The organism is Paenibacillus rhizosphaerae (assembly GCF_014192015.1).
In the GTDB taxonomy this organism is placed as follows: Bacteria; Bacillota; Bacilli; order Paenibacillales; family Paenibacillaceae; genus Paenibacillus_AQ; species Paenibacillus_AQ rhizosphaerae.
Window position 1 is genome coordinate 338,386 of sequence record NZ_JACHXJ010000005.1, and the last position, 22,246, is coordinate 360,631.

A 22,246-nucleotide genomic window follows, 5' to 3' on the forward strand; every position below is an offset into this window, starting at 1 on the left:
CTAAGTCGTTGTCCTCCAGTATTCTAAGTCGTTGTCCTTTAGTCATTCTAAAATTCGGTTTTAAATCCCGATTGATAATTAACCTTCCGGTATATATAATTAATGTGGCATCGCATCAGCGGATATGCCATTCGTTGGAATCTGCAGCTGTATGCCGCCTGATAAGGCTGAAAAGTACTGCGGTCCGCACTGTCTCATATTGTATCACGGAGCCTGCGGAAGCCGCACTTTATCGGCATGAACATGTGCTTATACTATACCATTTCGACACCTGTAACAGGTGGGGAGGAGCAGAATATGGGGGATTCCGGATATGGGCGCTGGGTCGCCGGAAGAAGAAGCAAATGGATCACGCTGGCCGTTTGGGTCATCATCGTGGGCGTGCTGAGCGCCATCTGGCCGATGGTCAACAAAGAGGTCCAGAACAATGCGGCCAATCTGGACGACGCCAAGCCTTCGGTACAGGCTGAGCGCATCGCGGAGGAACAGTTCAGCAGTGATGCAGGCGTTCCCGCCCTGCTGGTCTGGCACCGTGAAGGCGGGCTGAAAGACGACGATTTACAGCATGTGCAGAAAATGTATGCCGAATGGAGCGCGAATCCGGTTCCTTACCAGGATTTGGTTCCTCCATTTCACCAAATGCCGGCTGCTGCGCTGAAATCGATGCTGTCCGAGGATCAGAGCACGCTGGTCACCCCCGTGCTGTTCCAGAAAAGCGCGGACAGCGACCAGCTGAAAGAAGGGGTGGAGCAGCTGAAATCCGGGATCACGCAAGAAACCGGGCAGGATCCCTTCGCAGCAAGCCATAACTCCGGTTCGGACCTCAGCGTCCGCGTCACAGGTCCGGTCGGCATTTCGATCGACGCGACCGGTCTCTTCAAGAACGCGGATTTTAAGCTGCTCATGTCCACCGTCATTTTGGTGCTGGTCATCCTGCTGCTCATTTACCGTTCGCCGATTCTGGCGCTGATTCCGCTGATCGCGGTCGGCTTTGCGTATGGCGCGGTCAGCCCCCTGCTCGGCCTGATGGCCCAGAAAGGCTGGATCACCGTGGATTCCCAGGCCGTTTCGATCATGACGGTGCTGCTGTTCGGCGCCGGAACGGACTACTGTCTGTTCCTGATCTCACATTTCCGCCATTTGCTGAAAGAGGAAGAGAGCAAGTCCCGGGCACTGCTGCGGGCAGTGACGGAATCCTCAGGCGCGATCGCCATGAGCGGATTCACGGTGGTTCTGTCGCTGCTGGCCCTGCTTCTGGCGAAGTACGGGGCATACCACCGCTTTGCGGTTCCGTTCAGCGTTTCCATCCTCGTGATGGTGATCGCAAGCTTGACGCTGGTACCTGCACTGCTGGCGATATTCGGGCGCACGTCGTTCTTTCCGTTTGTTCCCCGCACGTCGGAGATGGAGGAGGAACGCGCCCGCAAGAAGGGCAAACCGGTACCGGCCCGCAAGCCGAAACGTCCCGGCTTTGCCAGCCGGCTTGTGGTCCGCAGACCCTGGATGATCGTCATTGTGACGGTGATCGTGCTGGGCGCGCTCGCCTCCGTATCCAGCCAGGTCAAGTTCACCTACGATATTATGTCATCTTTTCCGAAAGATATGGCCTCGCGTGAAGGCTTCGATACGATCGGGAAGCAGTTCAGCCCCGGGGAGCTGGCTCCGGTGAAAATTATGGTCGATACGGAAGGCAAGCCGGACGGCCTGGATGAGAAGCTGAAGGAGCTGCCGTATGTGGATGAGGTGTCGAAAGGGCAGCCGGGCAGTCAAAACGCGAATATTATCGCGTATGACGTCACGCTCGACATGAATCCTTATTCCAGCGAAGCGATGGACCAGATTCCCCACCTGCGGAGCACGGCAGAGCAGGCACTTCAGGCGGCGGGGGTGGGTTCCCCGGCGGATAAAGTATGGATCAGCGGCCAGACCGCCGAACAATACGATACCCGCGAGACCGGCGACCGCGACACGATGGTCATTATTCCGGTTGTCATCGGTATGATTACGCTGCTGCTGCTCGTGTATTTGCGGTCGATCACCGCAACGGTGTACTTGATTTTGACCGTTATTTTGTCTTATTTCTCGGCGCTTGGCCTGGGCTGGCTCATCATCCATTACGGGCTTGGCGCGGACGCGATCCAAGGAGCGATTCCGCTCTATTCGTTCGTATTCCTGGTGGCGCTGGGCGAAGACTACAACATCTTTATGATCTCGAGCATCTGGAAAAAACGGAAGCATATGCCGTTAAAGCAGGCGATCCAGGAGGGGGTGTCCGAGACGGGCTCGGTCATCACCTCCGCCGGCCTCATTCTGGCCGGGACCTTCGCGGTGCTCGCCTCGCTGCCGATCCAGGTGCTGGTCCAGTTCGGCATCATTACCGCCGCGGGTGTCCTGCTGGATACCTTCATCGTCCGTCCGTTTCTCGTGCCGGCCATTACGGCGCTGCTGGGACGCTTTGCTTTCTGGCCGTCTTCCCATACAGAGGCCGAAAATACCAAAGCCGGCATGCCGTCCTGATCAATCAAAAGAGGAGTCCTTGTTACAAGGGCTCCTCTTTATTTGTGCACCCGCCGCCCAGCTCCATCGGCCGCTCAAACCGTCCCATCCAGCCCGCCGCAAGATTCACCATTTGCTCAAGCCTTGCACGGCTGTGGCTTCTGCGTCTGGCTTATAATGGGGAGAGACAGACCTTTTTTACGAACGACGAGGTGAACGCAGCATGAAGGTGTATGACGTTCTGCAGAAAGATGCGGAAGAATATATATTATGGTGTTATCAGGAGCTGGGCAAGACGGAGGACGAAACCGTCCGGAGGCTCGCGGAGGTCAGGGCCAGTATTGAAGAGACTGGAACGTATGAGCATACGTACGAGGAGCTGGTTCACGGGGCAAAAATGGCCTGGCGCAACAGCAACCGCTGCATCGGCCGCCTGTTCTGGGACTCGATGCAGGTCATCGATGAGCGGGGCCTAGAGCGGCCTGACGACATTGCCGAGGCGCTGCTCCGGCATATCGAACGCGGCACGGGCGGCGGCAGAATCGTGCCGACGATCACGGTATTTAGGCCGTCGGTACCCGGCATGAGAGATATCCGCATCATGAACCACCAGCTGATCCGCTATGCGGGGTATGAGAACGGCGTGACCGTCACCGGCGATCCGGCCTCCGCCGCGTTTACGAGGCTGTGCATGAAGCTGGGCTGGAAGGGAGAAGGGACGCCCTTCGACGTCCTTCCTCTTGTCATTCAAGGCGGGGAAGGCGGGCCTGAACTGTTTCCCATTCCGCCGGATCTGGTCATGGAAGTGCCGATCACGCATCCGGATATGCCCGCCTTTGCCGGGCTGGGCCTGCGCTGGTACGCTGTGCCGATCATTTCCGATATGGATCTCGTGATCGGCGGCATCCGCTATACGGCCGCTCCATTTAACGGTTGGTACATGGTGACCGAGGTCGGGGCCCGAAATTTCGCCGATGAACAGCGGTATAACATGCTGCCGCGGGTGGCGGAGCTGATGGGTTTGTCCACGGCGAGCGAAACCTCGCTATGGCGGGACCGCGCACTTGTTGAGATGAATGTCGCCGTGCTGCACTCCTACAAGCAGGCGGGGGTCAGCATGGTGGATCACCATACGGCGGCTTCCCAGTTCCGGCTGTTTGAAGAGCACGAAGCCAGAAGCGGCAGAGAGGTCACCGGCAGCTGGACGTGGTTGATCCCGCCGTTATCGCCGGCGACGACCCATATTTTTCACCATTCGTATGACAACACGGTAAAGACGCCAAACTTCTTTAAGAGAGAGGCGTCGATTGCCAAGCAGGAACAAGCAGGATGCCCTTTTCACCATTAGCTGATCGGCTCCCTGCAGCCAACCCGAAAAAAAGTGCTTGATTGCTTGTTGCTTTTCGCCTGCTGCGTCGTATAATGATTTATTAGGTTATTTGACATATAAAGGGGATAAAGATAGAGCATTGAACACCATACATTTGAACGAAATCATCCGTGAGCTGGTCGGACGGTCGGGACTGGGCGTTCAGGTCCGTCTGAAAACACGGTCCCGGGACGGACGCCTGATCGGCGGCAAATACGGGATGGTTTCCAAGCGGATCACGATGTATACCGGTGTGATCGAGGAACAATGCATGCAGATGTTCGGATCATTGGACCGGGTGGAGGAGTATTTTACAATTGTCCTGTCCCATGAGCTGGGGCATGCCGCGGACCCGGAGCTGCCTGCGCTCTCCGAGTCGCTGGAAGACATGAATCTTACCGAGGAACAGCGGATGCGCGTGGCGCTGCAGATTGAAGAGAACGCATGGAACTATGCACTGGAGCTGATCCCCGAAGCGGATCTGTCCATGATGAGCGCCATTATCGACGAGTCGCTGTATGCATACCGGCTTCAGGTGGAAGAAGCGGGAGCGGAGGCGGGCATCGCCTGAATGTCGTCGGGACGGGATGGCGCAGGCGCAGGCGGAAGCATATCAGCTGCATCTTATAAAATAGTAAAGGATAGGCTCGGCAGACCCTTTGGATCTCTCGAACCTATCCTTTTTTGGTTGAACGGGCAAAATCCGCCCGCCCTATAGCATCGACTGCTTATTCGGCCGCATTCAGGGGGCTGACGACGAGCTCGTACTGGTTCAGCGTAGAGCCGAGAAGGACGTCCTTGCTGCCTCCCGCACCGCGGTGGGAAGCGCGGAAGGACTCGCTCTGCGTCCAGTTTTTAAATGACGCCTCGTCCTCCCAGACGGTGGACACCTTCAGCTCCTCGGCGTCCGCCTCTTTGCTCTTGCCCAGCCATACCTCCATCCGGACAAAGCCCGGCATGTCCTGCACGCCCTTGGCATTCGCAAACCGCTCGGACACGGCCTGTCCGTGCCCTTCCTTGATCAAAATCGTATTGGTGATGACTATCATAAGGAATCGCCTCCGATGGTGATATCGTTCCTTAATTCAGTCTACTCGTGTGTCCAGTTTCTCAAGCGGCTTGATGGCCGGTCCTTCAAACACGACCCCGTCATAGGAAAACCGGGAGCCGTGGCAAGGGCAGTCCCAGGTCCGCTCCGCCGCGTTCCATTCGGTCTCGCAGCCCATATGCGTACACGTGTTATCCACCAGATGAAGATTGCCCTCCGGATCTTTATAGGCACCGGCTTTTTTTCCATTATGGCGGACTACGGCGCCTTCGTCAGGATTCAGATCTTCGATCCGGCTGTGGACGAGGCCGACTTTGCCGGAAATCAGCTCCCCGGCCACATCGGCATTTTCCTTCACCAGGTTTATGATCGACGGGTCGGCCAGGAATCGGGACGGCGTGTACAGCTCGCTGTACGGATTGTCCCTGCCGATAATTTGATCCGATAACATCCGTCCGGCGAGGGTTCCGCTGGTCATGCCCCATTTGTTGAAGCCGGTTGCCACGTAGATCCCTTCATCCTTGGACGTAATTTGTCCGATGTACGGCACTTTGTCGATGGTGACCAGATCCTGGGTGGACCAGCGGAAAGGAATGCCTTTGCTGCCCAGCAGTTTGCCCCCATAGGCTTCGAGCGCCTCATAGTAGGAGAAGGTGCAGATATGCTGTCCGGTTTTATGGCCTTCACCGCCGACGATAACTACCTCTTCGCCGTTCCAGGAGGCGGCCCGCAGCGAGCGCGTCGGCTTGTCCGCACTGATATACATACCGCCGGCAAACGTCGTCTCCGGCTTCATAGCCAGCGCATACGAGCGGTCGGCATGCAGCCGCGCGAAATAAAAGCCGCCTTCATCCAGGAACGGGAAGTGGGTAGCCGCGACGACATGGCTGCATTGAATCTTGTGGCTTCCGCGGTAGGTGACGACCGTTAACGGCCCTTCCTTGTCCACCTTATGGACCGTCGTATTCTCATACACTTGTCCGCCAGCCTTCACGAACTCCTCCAGCAGACGCCGCAAATAATGCAGCGGATGGAACCGGGCTTGTCCCGGCAGCTTGATGGCACCCGACGCGAACTGAGGAATCGGCAGCTTGTTCACCCATTCGCCGGGGATGCCCAGTTTCTCATAAGCTTCGAATTCCTTCTCCAGCTTATTGAGATCCTTATCCTTCTCCATATATACATAGGCGTCTTCCTCATGGAGACCGCAGTCGATATTCAGCTTGGACGCCGTGTCCCGGATGAATTGCAGCGCTTCCCGGTTGGCCTGATAATACATGGATGCCCGTTCCTGTCCGAAATGGCTCAGCAGTTCATCGTACAGCATGCCGTGTTGGGCCGTAATTTTTGCAGTCGTATGTGCGGTGGTGCCGTTCAGCACTTTTCCCGCTTCGATCAGGGCGACCTTCAGCCCTTCCCGGGCAAGCAGGTACCCGGTCGTTATGCCCGCAATCCCCGCGCCTACAATAGCAACGTCCACCTTGATGTCTTCCGTCAGACGGGGAAAGGAAGGAAAGTCCGTTGTCGCTCTCCATAAAGATTCGGGGTACTGCGGCAGCTCATTAGATATCGGTTCAGATGGTTGCATAGCATCGTAGCCTCCTAAGTATTTTCATTTCATTTATTACCACTTTTCGCCAAAAAGAAACGGAGTTTGCCCGGGCGGCGGCTTTTCTTCCCTGCGGGGGTTGTTTACAATAGTAAGGAAAGCCTAAATCGTTCTGCGGGCGGGGGCAAAAAACCCGCGCTTAGGGCGGCCATTTGGGGGAATCCCGATATGATGAAGGAGGCGCTGATGCAACGATGAAATACCGGAGACTGGGAAGAAGCGGACTGAAAGTGAGTGAAATCAGCCTGGGCAGCTGGCTGACTTACGGCGGATACGTGGAGCGCGAAAATGCGGTTCAGGCGATCCGGTCGGCCTATGATGCGGGTGTAAATTTCTTTGACACGGCCAACGTGTATGAGCGGGGAGCAGCCGAGGAGCTGCTGGGGCAGACGCTGAAGGCGTACCCGCGGGAGTCCTACGTGCTGGCAACCAAGGTGTTCGGAAAAATGGGGGACGGGCCCAATGACCAGGGACTGTCGCGGAAGCACATTATGGAACAGTGCGACGCCAGCCTCAAGCGCCTGGGCCATGACTATGTGGACCTGTACTACTGTCACCGGTATCATGCCGATACGCCGATCGATGAAACGCTGCGGGCGCTGGATGACCTGGTCCGCCAGGGCAAGGTGCTGTACGTCGGCGTCAGCATGTGGACCGCGGCGCAGATGGAGGCCGCGCTCGGCACGGCTGACCGCTACCTGCTGGACCGCATCGTCGTGAACCAGCCGGTGTACAACATGTTCCAGCGGGAGATCGAGCATGAGGTTATTCCGCTCGGCGAGGCGAAGGGCATCGGCCAGGTCGTCTACTCGCCGCTGGCGCAAGGCGTGCTGACAGGCAAATACACGGCGCCCGGCCAGGCTCCGGAAGGCAGCCGCGCCGCGAAGCTAGGCTGGAAGGAAGACCGCATCAGCGAAGAGAAGATCGCCAAGGTGCGCCAGTTAGAGGAGGTCGCCACTGACCTGGACATCAAGGTAGGCCAGCTGGCCCTGGCCTGGATTCTGCGGCAGCCGAATGTGGCGAGCGCGCTGGTAGGCGCGAGCCGTCCGGAGCAGGTCACCGAGAACGTGAAGGCCTCGGGCATTGAGCTTTCGGCGGAGGTGCTGGAACGGATCGAGCAAATTTTGAACTCATAATGATCGAATCATGCATGACGAAAGCCGTCCTGCAGCGGGTATCCCAATACCGCGCTGGGGGCGGTCTTTTTTTCTCCAGACCGGTAGTGTATCGCTCGTCTATGCTAGCCCCTCCGCATTGGCATTCTGCCGGGGAGAACGATATACTTGGGGGAGAACCTTGAATGGGAGGAACGGAATGGACTGGCTTAAAATTGATGATGTGGCGAAGGAAACCGGCCTGACCAAGCGCACGATCCGTTACTATGAGGAAATCGGCCTGATCAAATCACCCGAGCGCTCGGACGGGGGCATGCGTTTATATACGGAAGAAGACGTGCAGCACTTGAAAAATATCGTGTTGGCCCGTAAGGTACTCGGCTTCTCCCTGCAGGAAATTCAGGAATATTTGCAGATTCATGAGCAGGTGGAGCTCCACCGCAGCAAATTTTCGTCCTCGTCTGACGACGGCCAGCGCACGGCTGAGCTGAAGCAGATGGGAGAAGCGGTTACGAAGCAGATCGGCCTGCTGGACGTCAAAATCCAGGAGATCGCCCGTGTTCGGGAAGAGCTCGTGGCGCTGCAGGAGCGGATTACGAACGCGCTAAAACGATAGTCCGTCTTCAGAGGCAAACAGCGCTGACTTTATTTACCGGGAGTCAATAATAAGCAGCAAGTCGGCAAGCAGTCTGGGTGCATAGCACCAGGCTGTTTTTTTGTGCAAAACGCTGTATACCCTCGGAGAAAAGCCTTGAACTCTATCGGATGAATGACGCCGGAGAAATGCTTTTTACTAGTTCTTAGTACCTATTGATAAGTTCAAAATTTTTAAAGAAAATGGATATATGTAGAAATGTTATGGGGATGAGTGAGATCAATCTATGAGAAAATGCTCATACAGACCATGACTTGAGCAACAAATTTGAGGGTGGGAGATACAGATTACCCAGTAGAAAGGAAAGTGCTAGTGAAACGAATGTCGCTGTCCATTAAACGAAAGTTGCTGGTATCTTATCTCGTCGTGCTGATCGTTCCCAGCGTCATGATCGGAATGCTGTCTTACCAGTCGGCCAAAGGGGAAATTGAGGGGACGCTGATGAACAACGCCCTGGAGAGCAGCCAGTCGGCTGACCGGATCATCACGCAGAACATCCAGGCGAAGGTGGATGATCTCGCTTACCTGATTCAACAGTCTTATGTCGCCAGTGCTGAAAGCGATCCCACCGGCAAGGGAGGCGAGCTCAAGGCGCAGCTGAGGCAGTACCTCACCCTGCATAAGGAGGTCAAGGACATATTGCTGGGAACGGATAGCGGCGATTTCGTCCGGGCCTCCGAGGACCCGCTGCCGGAGCGGTACGACGTCCGCAAGCAGGACTGGTATATCCGGGCGATCAAGCAGGGGAAGGGGGCGACCATCTCGCCGGTGTTTAAAGCGGCCAACGGCCAAATGTCCGCCTCCATCGCCCAGATGCTCCCATCAGGCAAAGGCGTCATGTCGATCGAGCTCAATCTGGACACGATTCGCACCCTGACCCAAATGAAGCTGGGCAAGAACGGATACATCGTGATCGTCGATACGGCCAAGAACTATGTGGTGCATCCGGACAAGACGGGGGAACCGGCGGAAGAAGTGGTGACCAAGCATCTGTTTGCCGGCCCAGAAGGAACATTCAGCTATACATACGAAAACGAGAGGAAGCGGGCGTCCTTCACGACGAACGAGCTCACCGGGTGGAAAATAGCCGGAACGATGTACGACAAAGAGGTGGCTGGTGCCGTCAGCGGCATCCGCAACACGGTCGTCCTGGTCATTTCGATATCCATCCTGGCCGCCCTGGCCATCATCCTGTTCAATATCCGCTCGATCATTAAGCCGATTTCTGCGCTTACCTTGGCGACCGAGCGCATCAGCAAGGGGGACTTGCGGGAGGATCTGGACACGGCGAAGAGGGATGAGATCGGCAATCTCAGCCGTCACTTCCAGGCGATGGTGGACAATCTCCGCACGATGATCGTCAGTGTCCAGGAAATCACGGATCACGTGAACGCGTCCGCCAAGGGGCTGGCTGCAGGCGCTGATCAGACGACCAAAGCGATCGAGCATGTGACCGAAGCGATCCAGGAGGTCGCGGCCGGAAGCGAGCAGCAGCTTCGCGGTGTGGAGCAGAGCATGTTGAGCATGGAGGTTATGTCCAAGGAGTCCGAGCGGATTCGGGCCAACATGGACGGCGTCATGCAGACGATGCAGCGGACAACCCAATCGGCGGAAGAAGGCAACGCGGCCGTGATCAGCGTTACGGACAAAATTCAGGGTATCCACGAAACGGTCAGCGACCTCGATGGTATCGTGGACACGATGAACGAACGTACGGCCCAGATCGGCGAAATCGTCAATCTGATCACAGGCATTGCCCAGCAGACCCATCTCTTGGCGCTGAACGCGTCGATCGAGGCGGCCAGAGCCGGAGAGCATGGACGGGGCTTCGCCGTCGTCGCGATCGAGGTGCGGAAGCTGTCGGAGCAATCGGAGCAATCGGCCCAGCGGATCGAAGCGCTCGTCAACGGCATGAAGGGCGAGATGACACGGATTCTGTCCGCCATGAACGACGCAAAGACGAGGGTGTCCGAAGGCATCGAAGCGGTGGATTTGACGGGCCGGTCGTTTACACGGATCCGCAAGGCTGTCAAAGGAGCCAGCGCGGACATCGCCTCGGCCGCCGAGGCATCGCGCTCGCTTGCGCAGAGCGGCGAAAGCGTCGAACAGTCGATTCGGCTCATTCAGGGGTATTCGGAAGCAGCCGCAGGCAACACGCAGGCCGTCTCGGCTTCCGCCCAGGAACAGCTTGCCTCCATTGAGGAGATCGCCTCTTCGGCGGCCAGTCTGAAAAAGCTGGCTGAGCAGCTGCTCGAGCAGGTCGCACAATTTAAAATCTAACGGCAATCGATAGACAGGCGCTACCCGAAGCTGCAAGCGGGTGACGCCTTTTTTTGTGTATTCCCGGAGCCATTCACATAATTTATCCAAATCTGGCACAACCTACGGGTAAATTCCTTCTTGTTGGCAAGGAGCGGAAATCGAGGTGACTAGTGGAGATGAAAAAAGGCGGTGCAACACCGGATAAGCCGCGTATGGCCCTTCCAACAGGAAGGGCATTGGGTCTGCCGTCTCCTTCATTGGATAAGGTGCCGATCCAGAAGGATCTGAAAGTCAATACGGAGATGCTGAAGGATATCTTCGATGACTGCTCGGACATGGTCTACCGGAGCATGGAGGTTGCCCCTGGCGTTGAGGGCCTGCTCGTATACGTGGAAGGGATCGTGTTCTCCGAAGAACTTCAGATCCATATGATTCAGCCCATTATACAAGGGTTGGTCCGCCTGAAGAATGAGGGGGACGAGAACAAGGAACAGGACCCCGATCTGGAGCCGCTGGAGAATACGCGCGTGTCCCTGTCCCAGGTCAACAGCGCCACCATGTGGGGGGACGTCATCGAGGGGCTGATGAATTCCAGCGCGGTTATCCTGGTAGACGGATATTCGGAAGCCCATCTGTTCAATGTGAAAGGCGGACTGCGCCGAACCGTATCCGAACCGGAGACCGAAGCGGTCATCCGCGGGCCGCGCGAAGGATTTACGGAAATGCTTCGCGTCAATACGGCGCTGCTGCGCTTCAAGATTAAGTCCCCGAGGCTGAAGATGAAGAGCATCGTTCTCGGGACGGAGACCAAAACGGATGTGGTCATTTCGTACATCGAGGGACTGGCGAATCCCAAGATGATCCGGGACGTCGAGAAGCGGCTCAAAGACATTGAGATCGACGGAATACTGGAATCCGGATATATCGAGGAATTGATTGAGGATCATCCGTACTCGCCGTTTCCCCAGCTTCAGTACACCGAGCGCCCCGACACCGCCGCGGCCCAGCTGCTGGAGGGGCGGTTTGCCATATTCACGGACGGCACGCCGTTCGTTCTCATCGGTCCGGTTACCTTTTTTCAACTGATGCAGGCGAGCGAGGACTATTACGAGCGGTTCTTCATCACGAACTTCATCCGGTGGATCCGGTATTTATTCGTGTTTATCGCCCTCTTCCTTCCTGCACTGTATATCGCTACGACGACCTATCATCAGGACATGCTGCCTTCGACCCTGGTGCTCAGCATCGCGGCTGCCCGGGAGGCGATCCCGTTTCCTGCGCTTGTCGAGGCGCTTATTATGGAAATTTCCTTCGAGGCCTTGCGCGAGGCCGGCATTAGGCTCCCGAAAACCGTCGGCCAGGCGGTCAGCATTCTGGGGGCGCTTGTTATCGGTCAGGCTGCGGTCGAAGCCGGCATCGTATCGGCCCCGATGGTCATTATCGTGTCGATGACGGGGATCGCCTCCTTTACGATTCCCCGTTTCAACCTGGCCATCACGGTCCGCCTGCTGCGGTTTCCGCTGATGATTCTGGCCGGGGTGCTCGGATTGTTCGGCATCGTGCTGGGCCTGGTATGGATTCTGGTACACGTGACGCAGCTGACCTCTTTCGGCGTGCCGTATATGTCCGGCATCAGCCCGTTCCATGTCCAGGATAACAAGGACGTGTTCGTGCGCGCCCCATGGTGGAAGATGATGCGGCGCCCGTCCTGGGCATCGAAGAAAGACCGGGTGCGCGAGAAGAAGGAGATCAACGGTACCCCGCAATCAAACAAGGTGTGGTGATATGGACATGATCAAGAAATGGGCGGTTGCCGGTCTGTTGCTCCTGAGCCCGCTTGCGCTGGCCGGCTGCTGGGATCGTAAAGAAATCAACGACATTGCCTTCGTCATCGGATCTTCCGTCGACAAGGAAAACGGGTTGTACCGAAGTGCCCTCCAGATTGCATTGCCGGGAAATTTGGGCGGTGCGGGCAGTAAAGGCGGGGGCGGAGGCACCAGTGGCGGAAAGTCTTACTATTTGGAATCGAAGACGGGCATTACGCTGCGCAGCGCCAATATGGAAATCCAGGCCGGCAACTCCCGGAACCTTTCCTTTTCCCATCGGCGGGTGCTGCTTGTCGGCGAGGATTTTGCGAGGGACGGCATTGCGCCGATGCTGGACCAATTTGCCCGGATTCCGCAGAATCGCCTGTCATCGCTGGTGGCGGTGACAAGCGGATCGGCGTACAAAATTTTGGACGCCGCTGCACCGATGGAGCAGTTCTCCAGCGAAATGATCCGGGAGCTGATCAACGAATTCACGAAAAGACCCGATTCGCTGAAACAGCTGGTTAACACACTCATGACGGATGGCGTGGACGTGGCTCTTCCGTACCTGTCTATTCAAGAGGCGGTGCCGCCGGGCGTGGGAACGTCCAAAAATAATATCCAGGTTTCGGGTCTGGCCTTGTTTGACGAAGACAAGTTCGTGGGAGCCCTGGAAGGGCAGGAAGGCAAAATCATCAATCTGGCCATGAATCAGGCTCCCTCCCCGGACATTATCGTCGACGGGCCCGGAGGTAAAGGCCACATTTCCATTCGCTTCAGCGAAAATGAGGCCAAGCTGAAACCGTTCGTCCGCGGCAACGATATCACGATGACTATCGAAATTTACGCCAAGGGCGCCGTGTACGAAAACGATTCGAACAGCCTTATCAGTGATGAGCGGAGTCTCCGGGACCTGGAACGCCGGGCCAGCGAGGAGATTGTCGATAAAGTGCAGCTCGCCATGAGGTCACTGCAGCATAAATACAATTCGGATATTCTGGGATTCGGCAGATCGATCTACGAGAATGACCCTAAGGCTTGGCAGAGGTTTAAAGGCAATTGGAAGAAGGTATATCCCGAAGTCAAGGTTATCGTAAAACCTGAGCTTCATATCGAGAATATCGGAGCCGTCGGCAAGCCCTTCGGCAGAAAGGAAATCAGGAATGATTAAGCTTCTGGGGATGTATATCTTGGCCGCTATATTGATAATCCTGGTCGATCGGAAGGTCATGCGCGACATTCCGGGGATTAACCGTTGGATGGCCTATATCCTGCTCGCAGGCGGGTTCGGAATATGGGCTTACTGCCTGCAGTTTGGCCGCGTCGTGTACGGATCGGTGCTGGCGGGACATTATCTCGACAAATTCGTTCCTTTTTGAATGTGAAATCGCAATAAAGGAGGCAGGGCTGTGAATAAAGTGACGAACCGGCAGTTTAGGATGCTCGGAATCACCTATATCTTGAACACCACATTAATCCACATACCGAGTGAGCTGGCCAATTATGCCAAGCAGCACGCCTACCTGTCCTTTCTTCCGGCAGGACTCGTCGTTGCGCTGATGCTTCTGCTCTTGTCCAAAAGCGCCAAGCGGTTCCCCGGGAAGGACCTGTTCCAATCGCTCAACGGACGGCATAAAGTGATCGGAAGAGTGATTACCTTCCTGTACCTGATATTTTTCTTTATCATCCTGGCCAGGGATATCCGCATGGTTGCCGACTTTACCAATGTCGTCCTGCTGCCGCTAACGCCGATCTTCATCATTTCTATTGCGATCACGGCGACGGTGATTTTTATCGCCAGAGGAGGCGTGCAGACGGTGATGGGCATTGCCGATCTGTATGGGCCGATTATGACGACGGTGATCCTCACCATGCCGTTTATCGTGGCCAAGGATTTTGATCTCAACTATATCAAGCCTTACTTTTATGTCGATTGGGCGGGCGTCGGCAAAGGGAGCTGGGTCGTCTTTTCTTACCTGGGCCAGATTCTGGCGCTCCCGTTCATCTTCTCAAGCAAGGATTACCGGATCCGTGACGGGATGTACGCTCTGCTCCTGTCGACAGGGCTGCTGCTTCTGATTGTCATTATGATTGCGCTGCTGGTAGGCATACCCATTGCCGAAAGTCTGATGTATCCGTCTTACGAAATGTCCCGGCAGATTAAAATCACCGATTTCCTCGACCGGTTCGACATGCCGCTCGTAGCTCTCTGGTTTCCGGCCGTTCTACTGAATATTGCCACTAGCTTGTTCATTATTTGTTACGGATTAAAAACGATGATCCCGCAGATTTCCGGAAAAATGATGACATCACCCATCGGGTTGTTCGCCGTGGTCACAGCCTTCTGGATCTACCCCAATTCGGTCGAAGTGTTCCGGTTCGACAGGGAGTGGACGGTCGTGGCGTTGGTGTTCGTCATCGTGCTGCCGATCTTTATCTTTTTGTTCCATCGACCCCATCGAAAGCCCCGGATGCAGAAACCCCGGGAGGACGCTACCTGATCCATCTGCCGGCAAAAATAAATCAGACCCTTTCAGTTAGATTAGAGGGGATAAAAGTGATACAATAGAAGGAACGGGCGGCCCTGAAGCCTGCGGCTGAAGGGGATGTCCTGCCTGCTAGGCAAACCTGAAGGGTGATTACATGACAACCAAATCGAAAAAGCACAACATTTTTCATATGTTTTACCGGAAAATCAAGCTGAACATGATCAAGCTGTTTCGTTCCCCGGGCGGAGCACGCAAAGTGTCACTCGGATTTGCGCTCGGGTTCGGCCTCGAGATGATCGTCATTTCCACCGGGTCGCTGGTGTATTTGATTTTTTACCCTACGGTAAGGCTGTCCGGCGGCTCGCTTCCGGCAGCTATTATAGGCAATGTCATTGGCAAGCTCACTTTCCTTCCTATTGTCCTCCTCCCTTTTGCCAAGAAAATCGGAGAATGGTTCTTTCCGAAAAAAATGGTGGATATTCCGGTCCAGGAGCATGCTTGGAGAAACCTGCTGTCCGGCGATTTCACCATATTTAAGCATCTGCTGCAGGGCGGCCTCCATGTGCTGATCGGCATGTCGGTGTTCGGCCTGGTGCTTGGCGTCATTTCCTTTTTTGTCGTTCGATTCTTGTATAACCAGCGCAAAAGACACCGTCTGGCCAAGCGCCAAAACGCCACTGCCGTCAAAAGTCTTTGAATCTTTTCATCTCCTGGGGCGGGATTTCAAGTATACTGTTTAATAAAACAGTGGCGGGTTCCATGAACCCTGATGAGGAGAAGGATGCATGGCTCGGAATTTGGCAGGTAAAAAAATTGCGTTAACCGGTCCCCGCAAGGCGGCCGAAATGGCCAAACTTGTGGAGAACATGGGAGGCATTCCGCTGATTCGTCCCGCACAGGGAACGGTATTCCTCGACGATGTGAAGCTGCGCGAGGATATTGAAGCCTGGATCGCCAATCCCCCGGCCTGGGTCATATTGACGACGGGCATGGGGCTCGACGCCATCGATCAGGTAGCGGAGGAGATGGGGGCTGGCGCTGCACTGCTGGAAGCGCTGCAGGGCTCGTCCATTGCCGCCCGGGGTTACAAGACGGTTAATGCGCTGAAGAAAAGAGGGATTATCCCGATCGTACGGGATGACGACGGAAGCACGGCCGGTCTGATCCGGGGACTGGCTTCTTATTCGTTTCAAGGCGCGGACGTCATTCTTCAGCTGCACGGCGATCCGGCCCCGAAGCTGACCGCCTGGCTGCAGGAACAGGGGGCACAGGTGCGGGAGGTGCTGCCGTATCAGCATATTGCTCCGGATGAAGCGGAGCTTGCGCGGCTGCTCGCCGAAATTACGGCGGCGGAGCTGGACGCCGTGGCGTTCACCAGCGGCCCGCAGGTGCGCAACCTGATCGAGTACGCCCGGGCGAAGGGCGAGCTTTCGGAGCTGATATCGGCTTTCTCCGGACCAGTCATCGCGGCGGCCGTTGGCAAAATTACGGCCCAGGCGTTGCGGGAGGAAGGCATCGAACGCGTCTGCTCGCCGGAGGAAGATGAGCGGATGGGCAGCATGATGGTGGAACTGGGAAGGTATTTTGTTCGAAATTGACGGAAGGGACATGTCCATACAGACGGGGGATGCGGCTGGTCGCATCCCTTTTTTCCTACACCAAAACGAAAGGAATTAAAGGTTTTTTTCGGAAAGTGTGGAATGCTATAGGGAACGAGAGCGAGCAAGGAGGAACATAATGAACAAGAAAAAAAGCATTTTACTCGGCGATTACACGCATCCGAAATTTCACCCTTTGCAGGGGGTGGACGCGCAGATCAGCCATATTTTGAACGATGTCATTTCGGTTCAATGCAGCGAGAACAAAAATTTGCTGCTCGAAGAGCATTTGAAGCCGTTTGACCTTTGCATATGCTATTTCGACCTGTGGGACGAGAAGGTGTCTCCGCAGCAGACAGCGGGTCTGCTGTCTTACGTGAGCCAGGGGGGAGGACTGCTTGTCATCCACAACGGCCTGTCCATCGGCAACCGGCGATACGAGCTGGCCCAGCTGGCCGGCGGCCGTTTTAACGGTCATCCACCGTACCAGCCGCTGTCGTTCCGGGTGAGCGCGGAGGACCAGGTTACGAAAGGCATCGAGCCTTTTGAACTCGACGAAGAACCGTACCAGATCGATTTCGACCCGTTTGGCCAAAGAACCGTGCTGCTGGAATACGAACTGGAAGGAACGTGGCATCCGGCGGCCTGGAAGCATAGCTACGGCATGGGAAGAGTCGCTTTTCTGATGCCGGGGCATCACGAGCCGACGTTCCTCCATCCGCAGATCCGCCGGCTTATTCTGCAGGCCGCGCAATGGGCGGCGCATCTTCCGGGTTAATGCGGCCACCGGGTTTATATGACCCATCATTTGGGGGTATAATATATTGACTATAGCTTTGGGAGGAATAACCATGAGTGATCTGTTTAAAAAAGCAATTTCATTGGGATGGGGCCTTACCATAGTGAGCAAAGAGAAAGTCGAAAAGATCGTGGACGATCTAGTCAAACGGGGCGAGCTGGCGCCGTCGGAATCCAAGGATCTGGTCAACCGGCTGGTGGAACGCGGCGAAGAGGAGCAGTCCCAATTTAAAACGTGGATTCAGGAGCAGGTTCGGCGTGTGTTGACGGACATTCACGTTCCTTCCGATCAGGACATCGTCAGTCTGGAACAGCGCATCGCAACATTGGAGAAGAGGGTGGCGGAGCTCGAAGCAGAGCGTTCCGAACCGGCCGCGGAATAAGATGGCACTGCGCATCAGACATACCGGTCGTTACCGGGAGATCGCCATGGCGCTTATGCGTCATGGCTTTGGTTATATCGTGGAGGAGCTGGGCCTGTTCCAGATGCTGTCCATCCCGAGACGGTGGATCACTCATGAAACGCCGCAGACCAAGACGCTGGGAGAACGGATCCGGCTGGTTCTGGAAGACCTGGGGCCGACGTTCGTCAAGCTGGGACAGTTGGCCAGCACCCGGTCGGACCTATTGCCGGAGCCGATCATCCGGGAGCTGATCAAGCTTCAGGATCAGGTTCCGCCCTTCTCGTCCGAGTCGGCCAAAGGCATTATCGAACAGGAGCTGGACGACGCCATCGAGGATATTTTCTCCTGGTTTGAGGAGTCGCCGATAGCGGCGGCTTCCATTGGACAGGTTCATCTCGGCAAGCTCAAGACCGGCGAGGATGTAGCGGTCAAAGTCCAGCGTCCGGGGGCTTTACAGATGGTGGTCAGAGACTTGGAGATCCTGAGGGACCTGACCGCACTCGCTGAGAAGCGCTGGGTATGGGTCAAGCAGTATCAGATCGCCCGCCTGGTGGAAGAGTTTGCGAGCTCCATGCGGGCTGAGCTGGATTATACCCAGGAGGGCCGCAACGCGGAGAAAATCGCACTGCAGTTTCAGAACGATGAGACCGTGTGCATCCCGCGAATATTTTGGCAGTATACGTCTTCGCGCGTCATGACGATGGAATACGTCCGGGGCATCTCTTTAAGCCATCAGGAGGAGCTTGTGGCGAAGGGATATGATTTGAAAGAAACGGCCGAGAAGCTCGTGGAGAGCATGCTGCACCAGATTTTCATCGAAGGCTTTTTCCACGCTGACCCGCATCCGGGCAATCTGCTTGTGCGCAAGGACGGCAGTCTCGCTTATCTGGATTTCGGTATGGTGGGACGGCTTAGCGAGGAGATGAAGGATCATCTGTCTTCGCTGATCATCGCCCTGATGAGGAAAAACACCGACAGCATGGTCCGAGCCGTGCTGAGGCTGGGCATGATGCCCGAAGATGGCGATATTCGCGAGCTGCGCAGGGATCTGGACAGTCTGCGGGAGCAGTACTATAATATACCTTTTTCCGAAATCAGCATGGGGACGGCGCTGAACGATCTGTTCGCGGTCGCCCAGCGTCACAAAGTGATGATCCCCCCTGATCTGACGCTGCTCGGCAAGGCGCTGCTGACGATGGAAGGCGTCATCGAGAAGCTGGACCCTACGCTCAGCATCATCGACATGGCGGAGCCGTTTGGACGGAAGCTGATCAAGGACCGCTTCAGCACCCGCAACCTGCGGAAGAAGCTGCTGGGCGGAGCGGCGGGTCTGGCAGAGGCGCTGTTTGACCTGCCGGACCAGGCAAGGCAGATATCATCGTTAATCAGCAAGGGCAAGCTGAAGGTTGAGATCAGCGTTCCGGAGATGGAAGCCCTGATGAGGAAGCTCGACCAGATCAGCAACCGGCTGTCCTTCAGCATCGTGCTGCTTGCCTTCAGCATCATCATGGTCGGACTGATCATCGGTTCTTCCCTGAATCAGCAATCCTCGGTGCTGTGGCATTTTCCGGTAATCGGGACCGGATTTATTGTGGCGCTGTTGATGGTGCTGTGGCTGCTGTTTTCCATATTCAAATCCGGCAGGTTTTAGCTGCCCGTATTGCCGCCATTATGATCCATACATTGTTTTTTCATGCGTTTCCATAACATCCTTTAAGGGAGGTCTGTCCGGCGGCCCTGCACGGGTCGCGTGACGGTCCTCCTTTTTAAGATATAAGAAGTACAAGCTTATAAGCAGAGTTAATCCACTATATATCCCGCTAAAGGCGGATCTTAATGAATGAGGTGCATTTTTGTTGAAGTTTTCAAGTTTGGGCGTTAACGAATCATTGGTCAATACACTGCGGGCGAACGGCATTGCCATCCCGACGCCGGTACAAGTAGAGACGATCCCGCTCCTGCTCGCTGGGAGCGACGTGATCGCGAGGGCACGTACAGGAACCGGCAAGACGCTGGCCTTTATGCTGCCGATGCTGCAAAAAATAGACCCGACACAGCTGTATCCACAGGCGCTTGTCGTCGCACCCACGCGCGAGCTGGCGCTGCAGATTACCGAGGAGGCAAGAAAACTGGCGGCAGGGACCGATATCCGGATTCTGGCCGTTTACGGCGGACAGGACGTCGAGAAGCAGCTGCGGAAGCTCGAAGGGGGACGCCAGCTGATCATCGGCACGCCGGGCAGGCTGCTGGACCACCTCCGGCGCGGCACGCTGGAACTCGGGCGCGTCAAAATGCTCGTGCTGGACGAGGCCGACCAAATGCTGCACATGGGCTTCCTGGACGAGGTCGAGACACTGATTCAGGCACTGCCCTACAAGCGCCAGACGATGCTGTTCTCGGCAACGATGCCTGCCGAGGTCAAGCGGCTTGCGGCAGCCTATACCCGGGACGCGGAGGACGTGGTGATCAAAGGGGAGAAGTCGCCTGTGCCGCTGGACCATATCCGGCAGATCGTCGTGGAAGTGACGGACCGGACCAAGCAGGAAGCGCTGTTCTCCATGATCGACACGTACCGCCCGTTTCTGGCGATCATTTTTTGCCGCACGAAGCGGCGGGCGTCGGCGCTCAATGAGGCCTTGCTGGAGAAAGGCTATAACTCGGACGAGCTGCATGGTGACCTGTCGCAGGCGAAGCGTGAAGCGGTGATGAAGCGGTTCCGTGAGGCGAAGCTGCAGCTGCTGGTCGCGACGGACGTAGCGGCCCGCGGGCTTGATGTGGAAGGCGTCACGCATGTGTTTAACTACGACATCCCGCATGACGTGGAGAGCTATATTCACCGGATCGGCCGCACGGGCCGGGCCGGGGAGAAGGGCATGGCCATCACGCTGGCCGCCCCCAAAGATAAAGGCGAGCTGGCACGCATCGAGCAGCACATCCAGTACAACATCGAACGGCGCCGGTATGACAAGGGCGCCGGCATCACCGCCGCGGGGACCAAGGCGCGCGCTATCCATGCGGAGCAGGGCGAACGCGGACGCGGCGAAGGCCGCCCGCGCCGGGATGACCGCCCCGCACGCGCGGGCGGTGAAGGCAGGGGCGCCCGCGGCGAGGCCAAGCGGGCGCGCGGCGCCTACGCCGGAAGCGAGGCCGGCGCAGGCGGTGCAAGTGCCGGCCGCTCCCGCACCGGTGCGGCCGGGCAGCGTGGCGGCCGCAGCGCTGGCGGCGGCCGGGGCCCAGCGGCACGCGCGGATCATGGCGCGCCGGCTGGCGGTTCCCGCGGCGGCCGGGACGCCAAGCGTAGCGGCACGGGCCGCCCATCCGCTCCCGGCGGCAGAGGCCGGAGCGCGGGAGGACGCGGGCGCCGGAAATAACGGCGGCCCGCGGGCAAGGCAGCAGCTGACCCAGGTGGGGACAGCTGCTGCCTTTTTTTGTCCCGTCACTCGCATGATATAATAGCAGGGCAGCTCATCCAAATCATGGATGCCGCTGCTGCACCGACAGCAGTCAGCACACGCTGCAATCAGTCATAAGCAGAAAGGTCTTGATGCGTAATGATCAAGCTGAGCATATTGGATCAATCAACGATTTCGGAAGGCAGCAATCCGGTGGAAGCACTGGCCCAGACGGCGGCCATGGCCCAGGAAGCCGAACGGCTCGGATACCACCGTTTTTGGGTATCGGAGCATCATTTTTCCCCGAACCTGGCCGGCTCGAGTCCGGAAGTGCTGATCTCCCATCTGGCGGCGAAGACGTCGACGCTCCGGATTGGATCGGGCGGCGTAATGCTGCCTCACTACAGCTCTTACAAGGTAGCGGAAAACTTCCGGCTCTTGGAAGGCCTATACCCAGGGAGAATCGACCTGGGACTCGGACGCGCGCCGGGCGGCATGCCTTTGGCGACCCGTGCCCTTCAGGAAGGGAAGATGCGCGGTGAGGACCGCTACGCCGATCAGATCGACGACTTAATCGCCTATTTGACGGATTCTCTGAGTCCGGAACATCCTTTTGCGGGTCTTCTGGCCACGCCGATGGTCCAAACCGTTCCGGAAATGTGGCTGCTCGGCTCCAGCGGGGGCAGCGCCGGGATTGCCGCCATGCAGGGGACCGGATTTGCCTTCGCCCAGTTTATCAACGGTTCCGGCGGCAGCGATGTGATGCGTTGGTACCAGGAGCATTTTCAGCCGTCGGCCATTTTTGACAAACCCCAGTCCTTGGTAGCGATCTTTGCGGTTTGCGCCGAGACGGAGGAAGAGGCAAACCGGATTGCATCCAGCATGGATCTTTCACTCATTTTATTGGAAAAGGGCGGATCGTCTGCAGGCACTCCGCCGGTGGAGAAAGCGCTGGAATATCCGTATACGCGGTACGACCGGATCCGGATTGAGGAGAACCGCAAGCGGATGGTCGTAGGTTCCCCGCAGCAGGTGAAAGGCAGGATAGAAGAGCTGTGCGCGGAATACCATGCCGATGAGGTGATGATCGCCAGCATTACCCATTGTTTTGAGGATAAGCTGCAGTCCTTCCGGCTGATCGCCGAAGCGTTCGGACTACCGGAAGCTGCCGGACGATAAAGGAACGAGCGGGCGAAATTAGAA

The 22,246-nt window shown here is 56.7% G+C and carries 19 protein-coding genes; 17 read left to right on the forward strand and 2 right to left on the reverse strand.

Annotated elements, in window-relative coordinates; genetic code table 11:
* Positions 1-297: 297 nt before the first annotated feature.
* The 3 genes from FHS19_RS26965 (at position 298) to FHS19_RS26975 (ending at position 4,436) form a co-directional block, all read left to right on the forward strand.
* Positions 298-2,517 carry an MMPL family transporter gene (locus FHS19_RS26965; protein WP_183584924.1) on the forward strand — a complete coding sequence of 740 codons (2,220 nt, stop codon included), beginning with the start codon at positions 298-300 and terminating at the stop codon, positions 2,515-2,517.
* A gap of 202 nt (positions 2,518-2,719) precedes the next feature.
* A complete protein-coding gene (locus tag FHS19_RS26970) occupies positions 2,720-3,844 on the forward strand; it encodes a nitric oxide synthase oxygenase (protein WP_183584926.1) in 1,125 nt (374 codons plus the stop codon).
* A gap of 121 nt (positions 3,845-3,965) precedes the next feature.
* The gene (locus FHS19_RS26975) at positions 3,966-4,436 is read left to right on the forward strand and encodes a hypothetical protein (protein WP_183584928.1); all 471 of its coding nucleotides are present in this window, start codon (positions 3,966-3,968) and stop codon (positions 4,434-4,436) included.
* A 157-nt stretch (positions 4,437-4,593) separates the two neighbouring features.
* Here FHS19_RS26975 and FHS19_RS26980 read toward each other — a convergent pair whose 3' ends face one another.
* Both FHS19_RS26980 and FHS19_RS26985 read right to left on the reverse strand, forming a co-directional pair.
* Positions 4,594-4,914 (reverse strand): antibiotic biosynthesis monooxygenase, encoded by a 321-nt coding sequence (locus FHS19_RS26980; RefSeq protein WP_183584930.1) that lies wholly within the window; start codon positions 4,912-4,914, stop codon positions 4,594-4,596.
* A 36-nt stretch (positions 4,915-4,950) separates the two neighbouring features.
* A complete protein-coding gene (locus tag FHS19_RS26985; protein ID WP_183584932.1) occupies positions 4,951-6,501 on the reverse strand; it encodes an FAD-dependent oxidoreductase in 1,551 nt (516 codons plus the stop codon).
* Positions 6,502-6,716: 215 nt separating this feature from the next.
* On the opposite strand from FHS19_RS26985, the gene FHS19_RS26990 reads away from it, so the two are divergent.
* From FHS19_RS26990 to FHS19_RS27055, 14 genes are all read left to right on the forward strand, one after another.
* Positions 6,717-7,658, forward strand: a complete 942-nt coding sequence (locus FHS19_RS26990; protein ID WP_183584934.1) for an aldo/keto reductase family protein — start codon at positions 6,717-6,719, stop codon at positions 7,656-7,658.
* Between the two features lie 178 nt (positions 7,659-7,836).
* Positions 7,837-8,253, forward strand: coding sequence for a MerR family transcriptional regulator (locus FHS19_RS26995; RefSeq protein ID WP_183584936.1), 417 nt, complete (start codon positions 7,837-7,839; stop codon positions 8,251-8,253).
* A gap of 360 nt (positions 8,254-8,613) precedes the next feature.
* Complete coding sequence (locus FHS19_RS27000) at positions 8,614-10,572, forward strand: methyl-accepting chemotaxis protein (RefSeq protein WP_246426856.1); 1,959 nt, start codon at positions 8,614-8,616, stop codon at positions 10,570-10,572.
* A 194-nt stretch (positions 10,573-10,766) separates the two neighbouring features.
* On the forward strand, positions 10,767-12,338 hold the full coding sequence (locus FHS19_RS27005; protein WP_246426857.1) for a spore germination protein: 1,572 nt from the start codon (positions 10,767-10,769) through the stop codon (positions 12,336-12,338).
* A gap of 7 nt (positions 12,339-12,345) precedes the next feature.
* Positions 12,346-13,533 carry a Ger(x)C family spore germination protein gene (locus FHS19_RS27010; RefSeq protein ID WP_183584942.1) on the forward strand — a complete coding sequence of 396 codons (1,188 nt, stop codon included), beginning with the start codon at positions 12,346-12,348 and terminating at the stop codon, positions 13,531-13,533.
* Positions 13,526-13,741, forward strand: coding sequence for a hypothetical protein (locus FHS19_RS27015; protein WP_183584944.1), 216 nt, complete (start codon positions 13,526-13,528; stop codon positions 13,739-13,741). The genes FHS19_RS27010 and FHS19_RS27015 overlap by 8 nt, the downstream gene beginning before the upstream one ends.
* 30 nt (positions 13,742-13,771) lie before the next feature.
* Entirely contained in the window at positions 13,772-14,863 is a 1,092-nt protein-coding gene (locus tag FHS19_RS27020; RefSeq protein ID WP_183584946.1) for a GerAB/ArcD/ProY family transporter, read from the forward strand.
* Between the two features lie 142 nt (positions 14,864-15,005).
* Positions 15,006-15,548, forward strand: coding sequence for a DUF2062 domain-containing protein (locus tag FHS19_RS27025; protein ID WP_183584948.1), 543 nt, complete (start codon positions 15,006-15,008; stop codon positions 15,546-15,548).
* 88 nt (positions 15,549-15,636) lie between these two features.
* Positions 15,637-16,449 carry a uroporphyrinogen-III synthase gene (locus tag FHS19_RS27030; RefSeq protein WP_183584950.1) on the forward strand — a complete coding sequence of 271 codons (813 nt, stop codon included), beginning with the start codon at positions 15,637-15,639 and terminating at the stop codon, positions 16,447-16,449.
* A 139-nt stretch (positions 16,450-16,588) separates the two neighbouring features.
* Complete coding sequence (locus tag FHS19_RS27035) at positions 16,589-17,227, forward strand: ThuA domain-containing protein (protein ID WP_183584952.1); 639 nt, start codon at positions 16,589-16,591, stop codon at positions 17,225-17,227.
* Between the two features lie 73 nt (positions 17,228-17,300).
* Positions 17,301-17,630 (forward strand): phasin family protein, encoded by a 330-nt coding sequence (locus tag FHS19_RS27040; RefSeq protein ID WP_183584954.1) that lies wholly within the window; start codon positions 17,301-17,303, stop codon positions 17,628-17,630.
* A 1-nt stretch (position 17,631) separates the two neighbouring features.
* Entirely contained in the window at positions 17,632-19,302 is a 1,671-nt protein-coding gene (locus FHS19_RS27045; protein WP_183584956.1) for an ABC1 kinase family protein, read from the forward strand.
* 202 nt (positions 19,303-19,504) lie between these two features.
* Entirely contained in the window at positions 19,505-21,022 is a 1,518-nt protein-coding gene (locus FHS19_RS27050) for a DEAD/DEAH box helicase (RefSeq protein WP_183584958.1), read from the forward strand.
* Positions 21,023-21,202: 180 nt separating this feature from the next.
* Positions 21,203-22,222: an LLM class flavin-dependent oxidoreductase gene (locus FHS19_RS27055; RefSeq protein WP_183584960.1), complete on the forward strand. Its 1,020-nt coding sequence runs from the start codon at positions 21,203-21,205 to the stop codon at positions 22,220-22,222.
* The last annotated feature ends 24 nt before the right edge of the window (positions 22,223-22,246 follow it).

Coding starts and splice junctions, on each gene's coding strand:
- FHS19_RS26965 (WP_183584924.1), top strand. CDS start 298: ATGGGGGATTCCGGATATGGGCGCTGGGTCGCCGGAAGAAGAAGCAAA.
- FHS19_RS27010 (WP_183584942.1), top strand. CDS start 12,346: ATGATCAAGAAATGGGCGGTTGCCGGTCTGTTGCTCCTGAGCCCGCTT.
- FHS19_RS27025 (WP_183584948.1), top strand. CDS start 15,006: ATGACAACCAAATCGAAAAAGCACAACATTTTTCATATGTTTTACCGG.
- FHS19_RS26980 (WP_183584930.1), bottom strand. CDS start 4,914: ATGATAGTCATCACCAATACGATTTTGATCAAGGAAGGGCACGGACAG.
- FHS19_RS27015 (WP_183584944.1), top strand. CDS start 13,526: ATGATTAAGCTTCTGGGGATGTATATCTTGGCCGCTATATTGATAATC.
- FHS19_RS26995 (WP_183584936.1), top strand. CDS start 7,837: ATGGACTGGCTTAAAATTGATGATGTGGCGAAGGAAACCGGCCTGACC.
- FHS19_RS27005 (WP_246426857.1), top strand. CDS start 10,767: ATGGCCCTTCCAACAGGAAGGGCATTGGGTCTGCCGTCTCCTTCATTG.
- FHS19_RS27000 (WP_246426856.1), top strand. CDS start 8,614: ATGTCGCTGTCCATTAAACGAAAGTTGCTGGTATCTTATCTCGTCGTG.
- FHS19_RS27045 (WP_183584956.1), top strand. CDS start 17,632: ATGGCACTGCGCATCAGACATACCGGTCGTTACCGGGAGATCGCCATG.
- FHS19_RS26990 (WP_183584934.1), top strand. CDS start 6,717: ATGAAATACCGGAGACTGGGAAGAAGCGGACTGAAAGTGAGTGAAATC.
- FHS19_RS27030 (WP_183584950.1), top strand. CDS start 15,637: ATGGCTCGGAATTTGGCAGGTAAAAAAATTGCGTTAACCGGTCCCCGC.
- FHS19_RS26970 (WP_183584926.1), top strand. CDS start 2,720: ATGAAGGTGTATGACGTTCTGCAGAAAGATGCGGAAGAATATATATTA.
- FHS19_RS27055 (WP_183584960.1), top strand. CDS start 21,203: ATGATCAAGCTGAGCATATTGGATCAATCAACGATTTCGGAAGGCAGC.
- FHS19_RS27040 (WP_183584954.1), top strand. CDS start 17,301: ATGAGTGATCTGTTTAAAAAAGCAATTTCATTGGGATGGGGCCTTACC.
- FHS19_RS26985 (WP_183584932.1), bottom strand. CDS start 6,501: ATGCAACCATCTGAACCGATATCTAATGAGCTGCCGCAGTACCCCGAA.
- FHS19_RS27035 (WP_183584952.1), top strand. CDS start 16,589: ATGAACAAGAAAAAAAGCATTTTACTCGGCGATTACACGCATCCGAAA.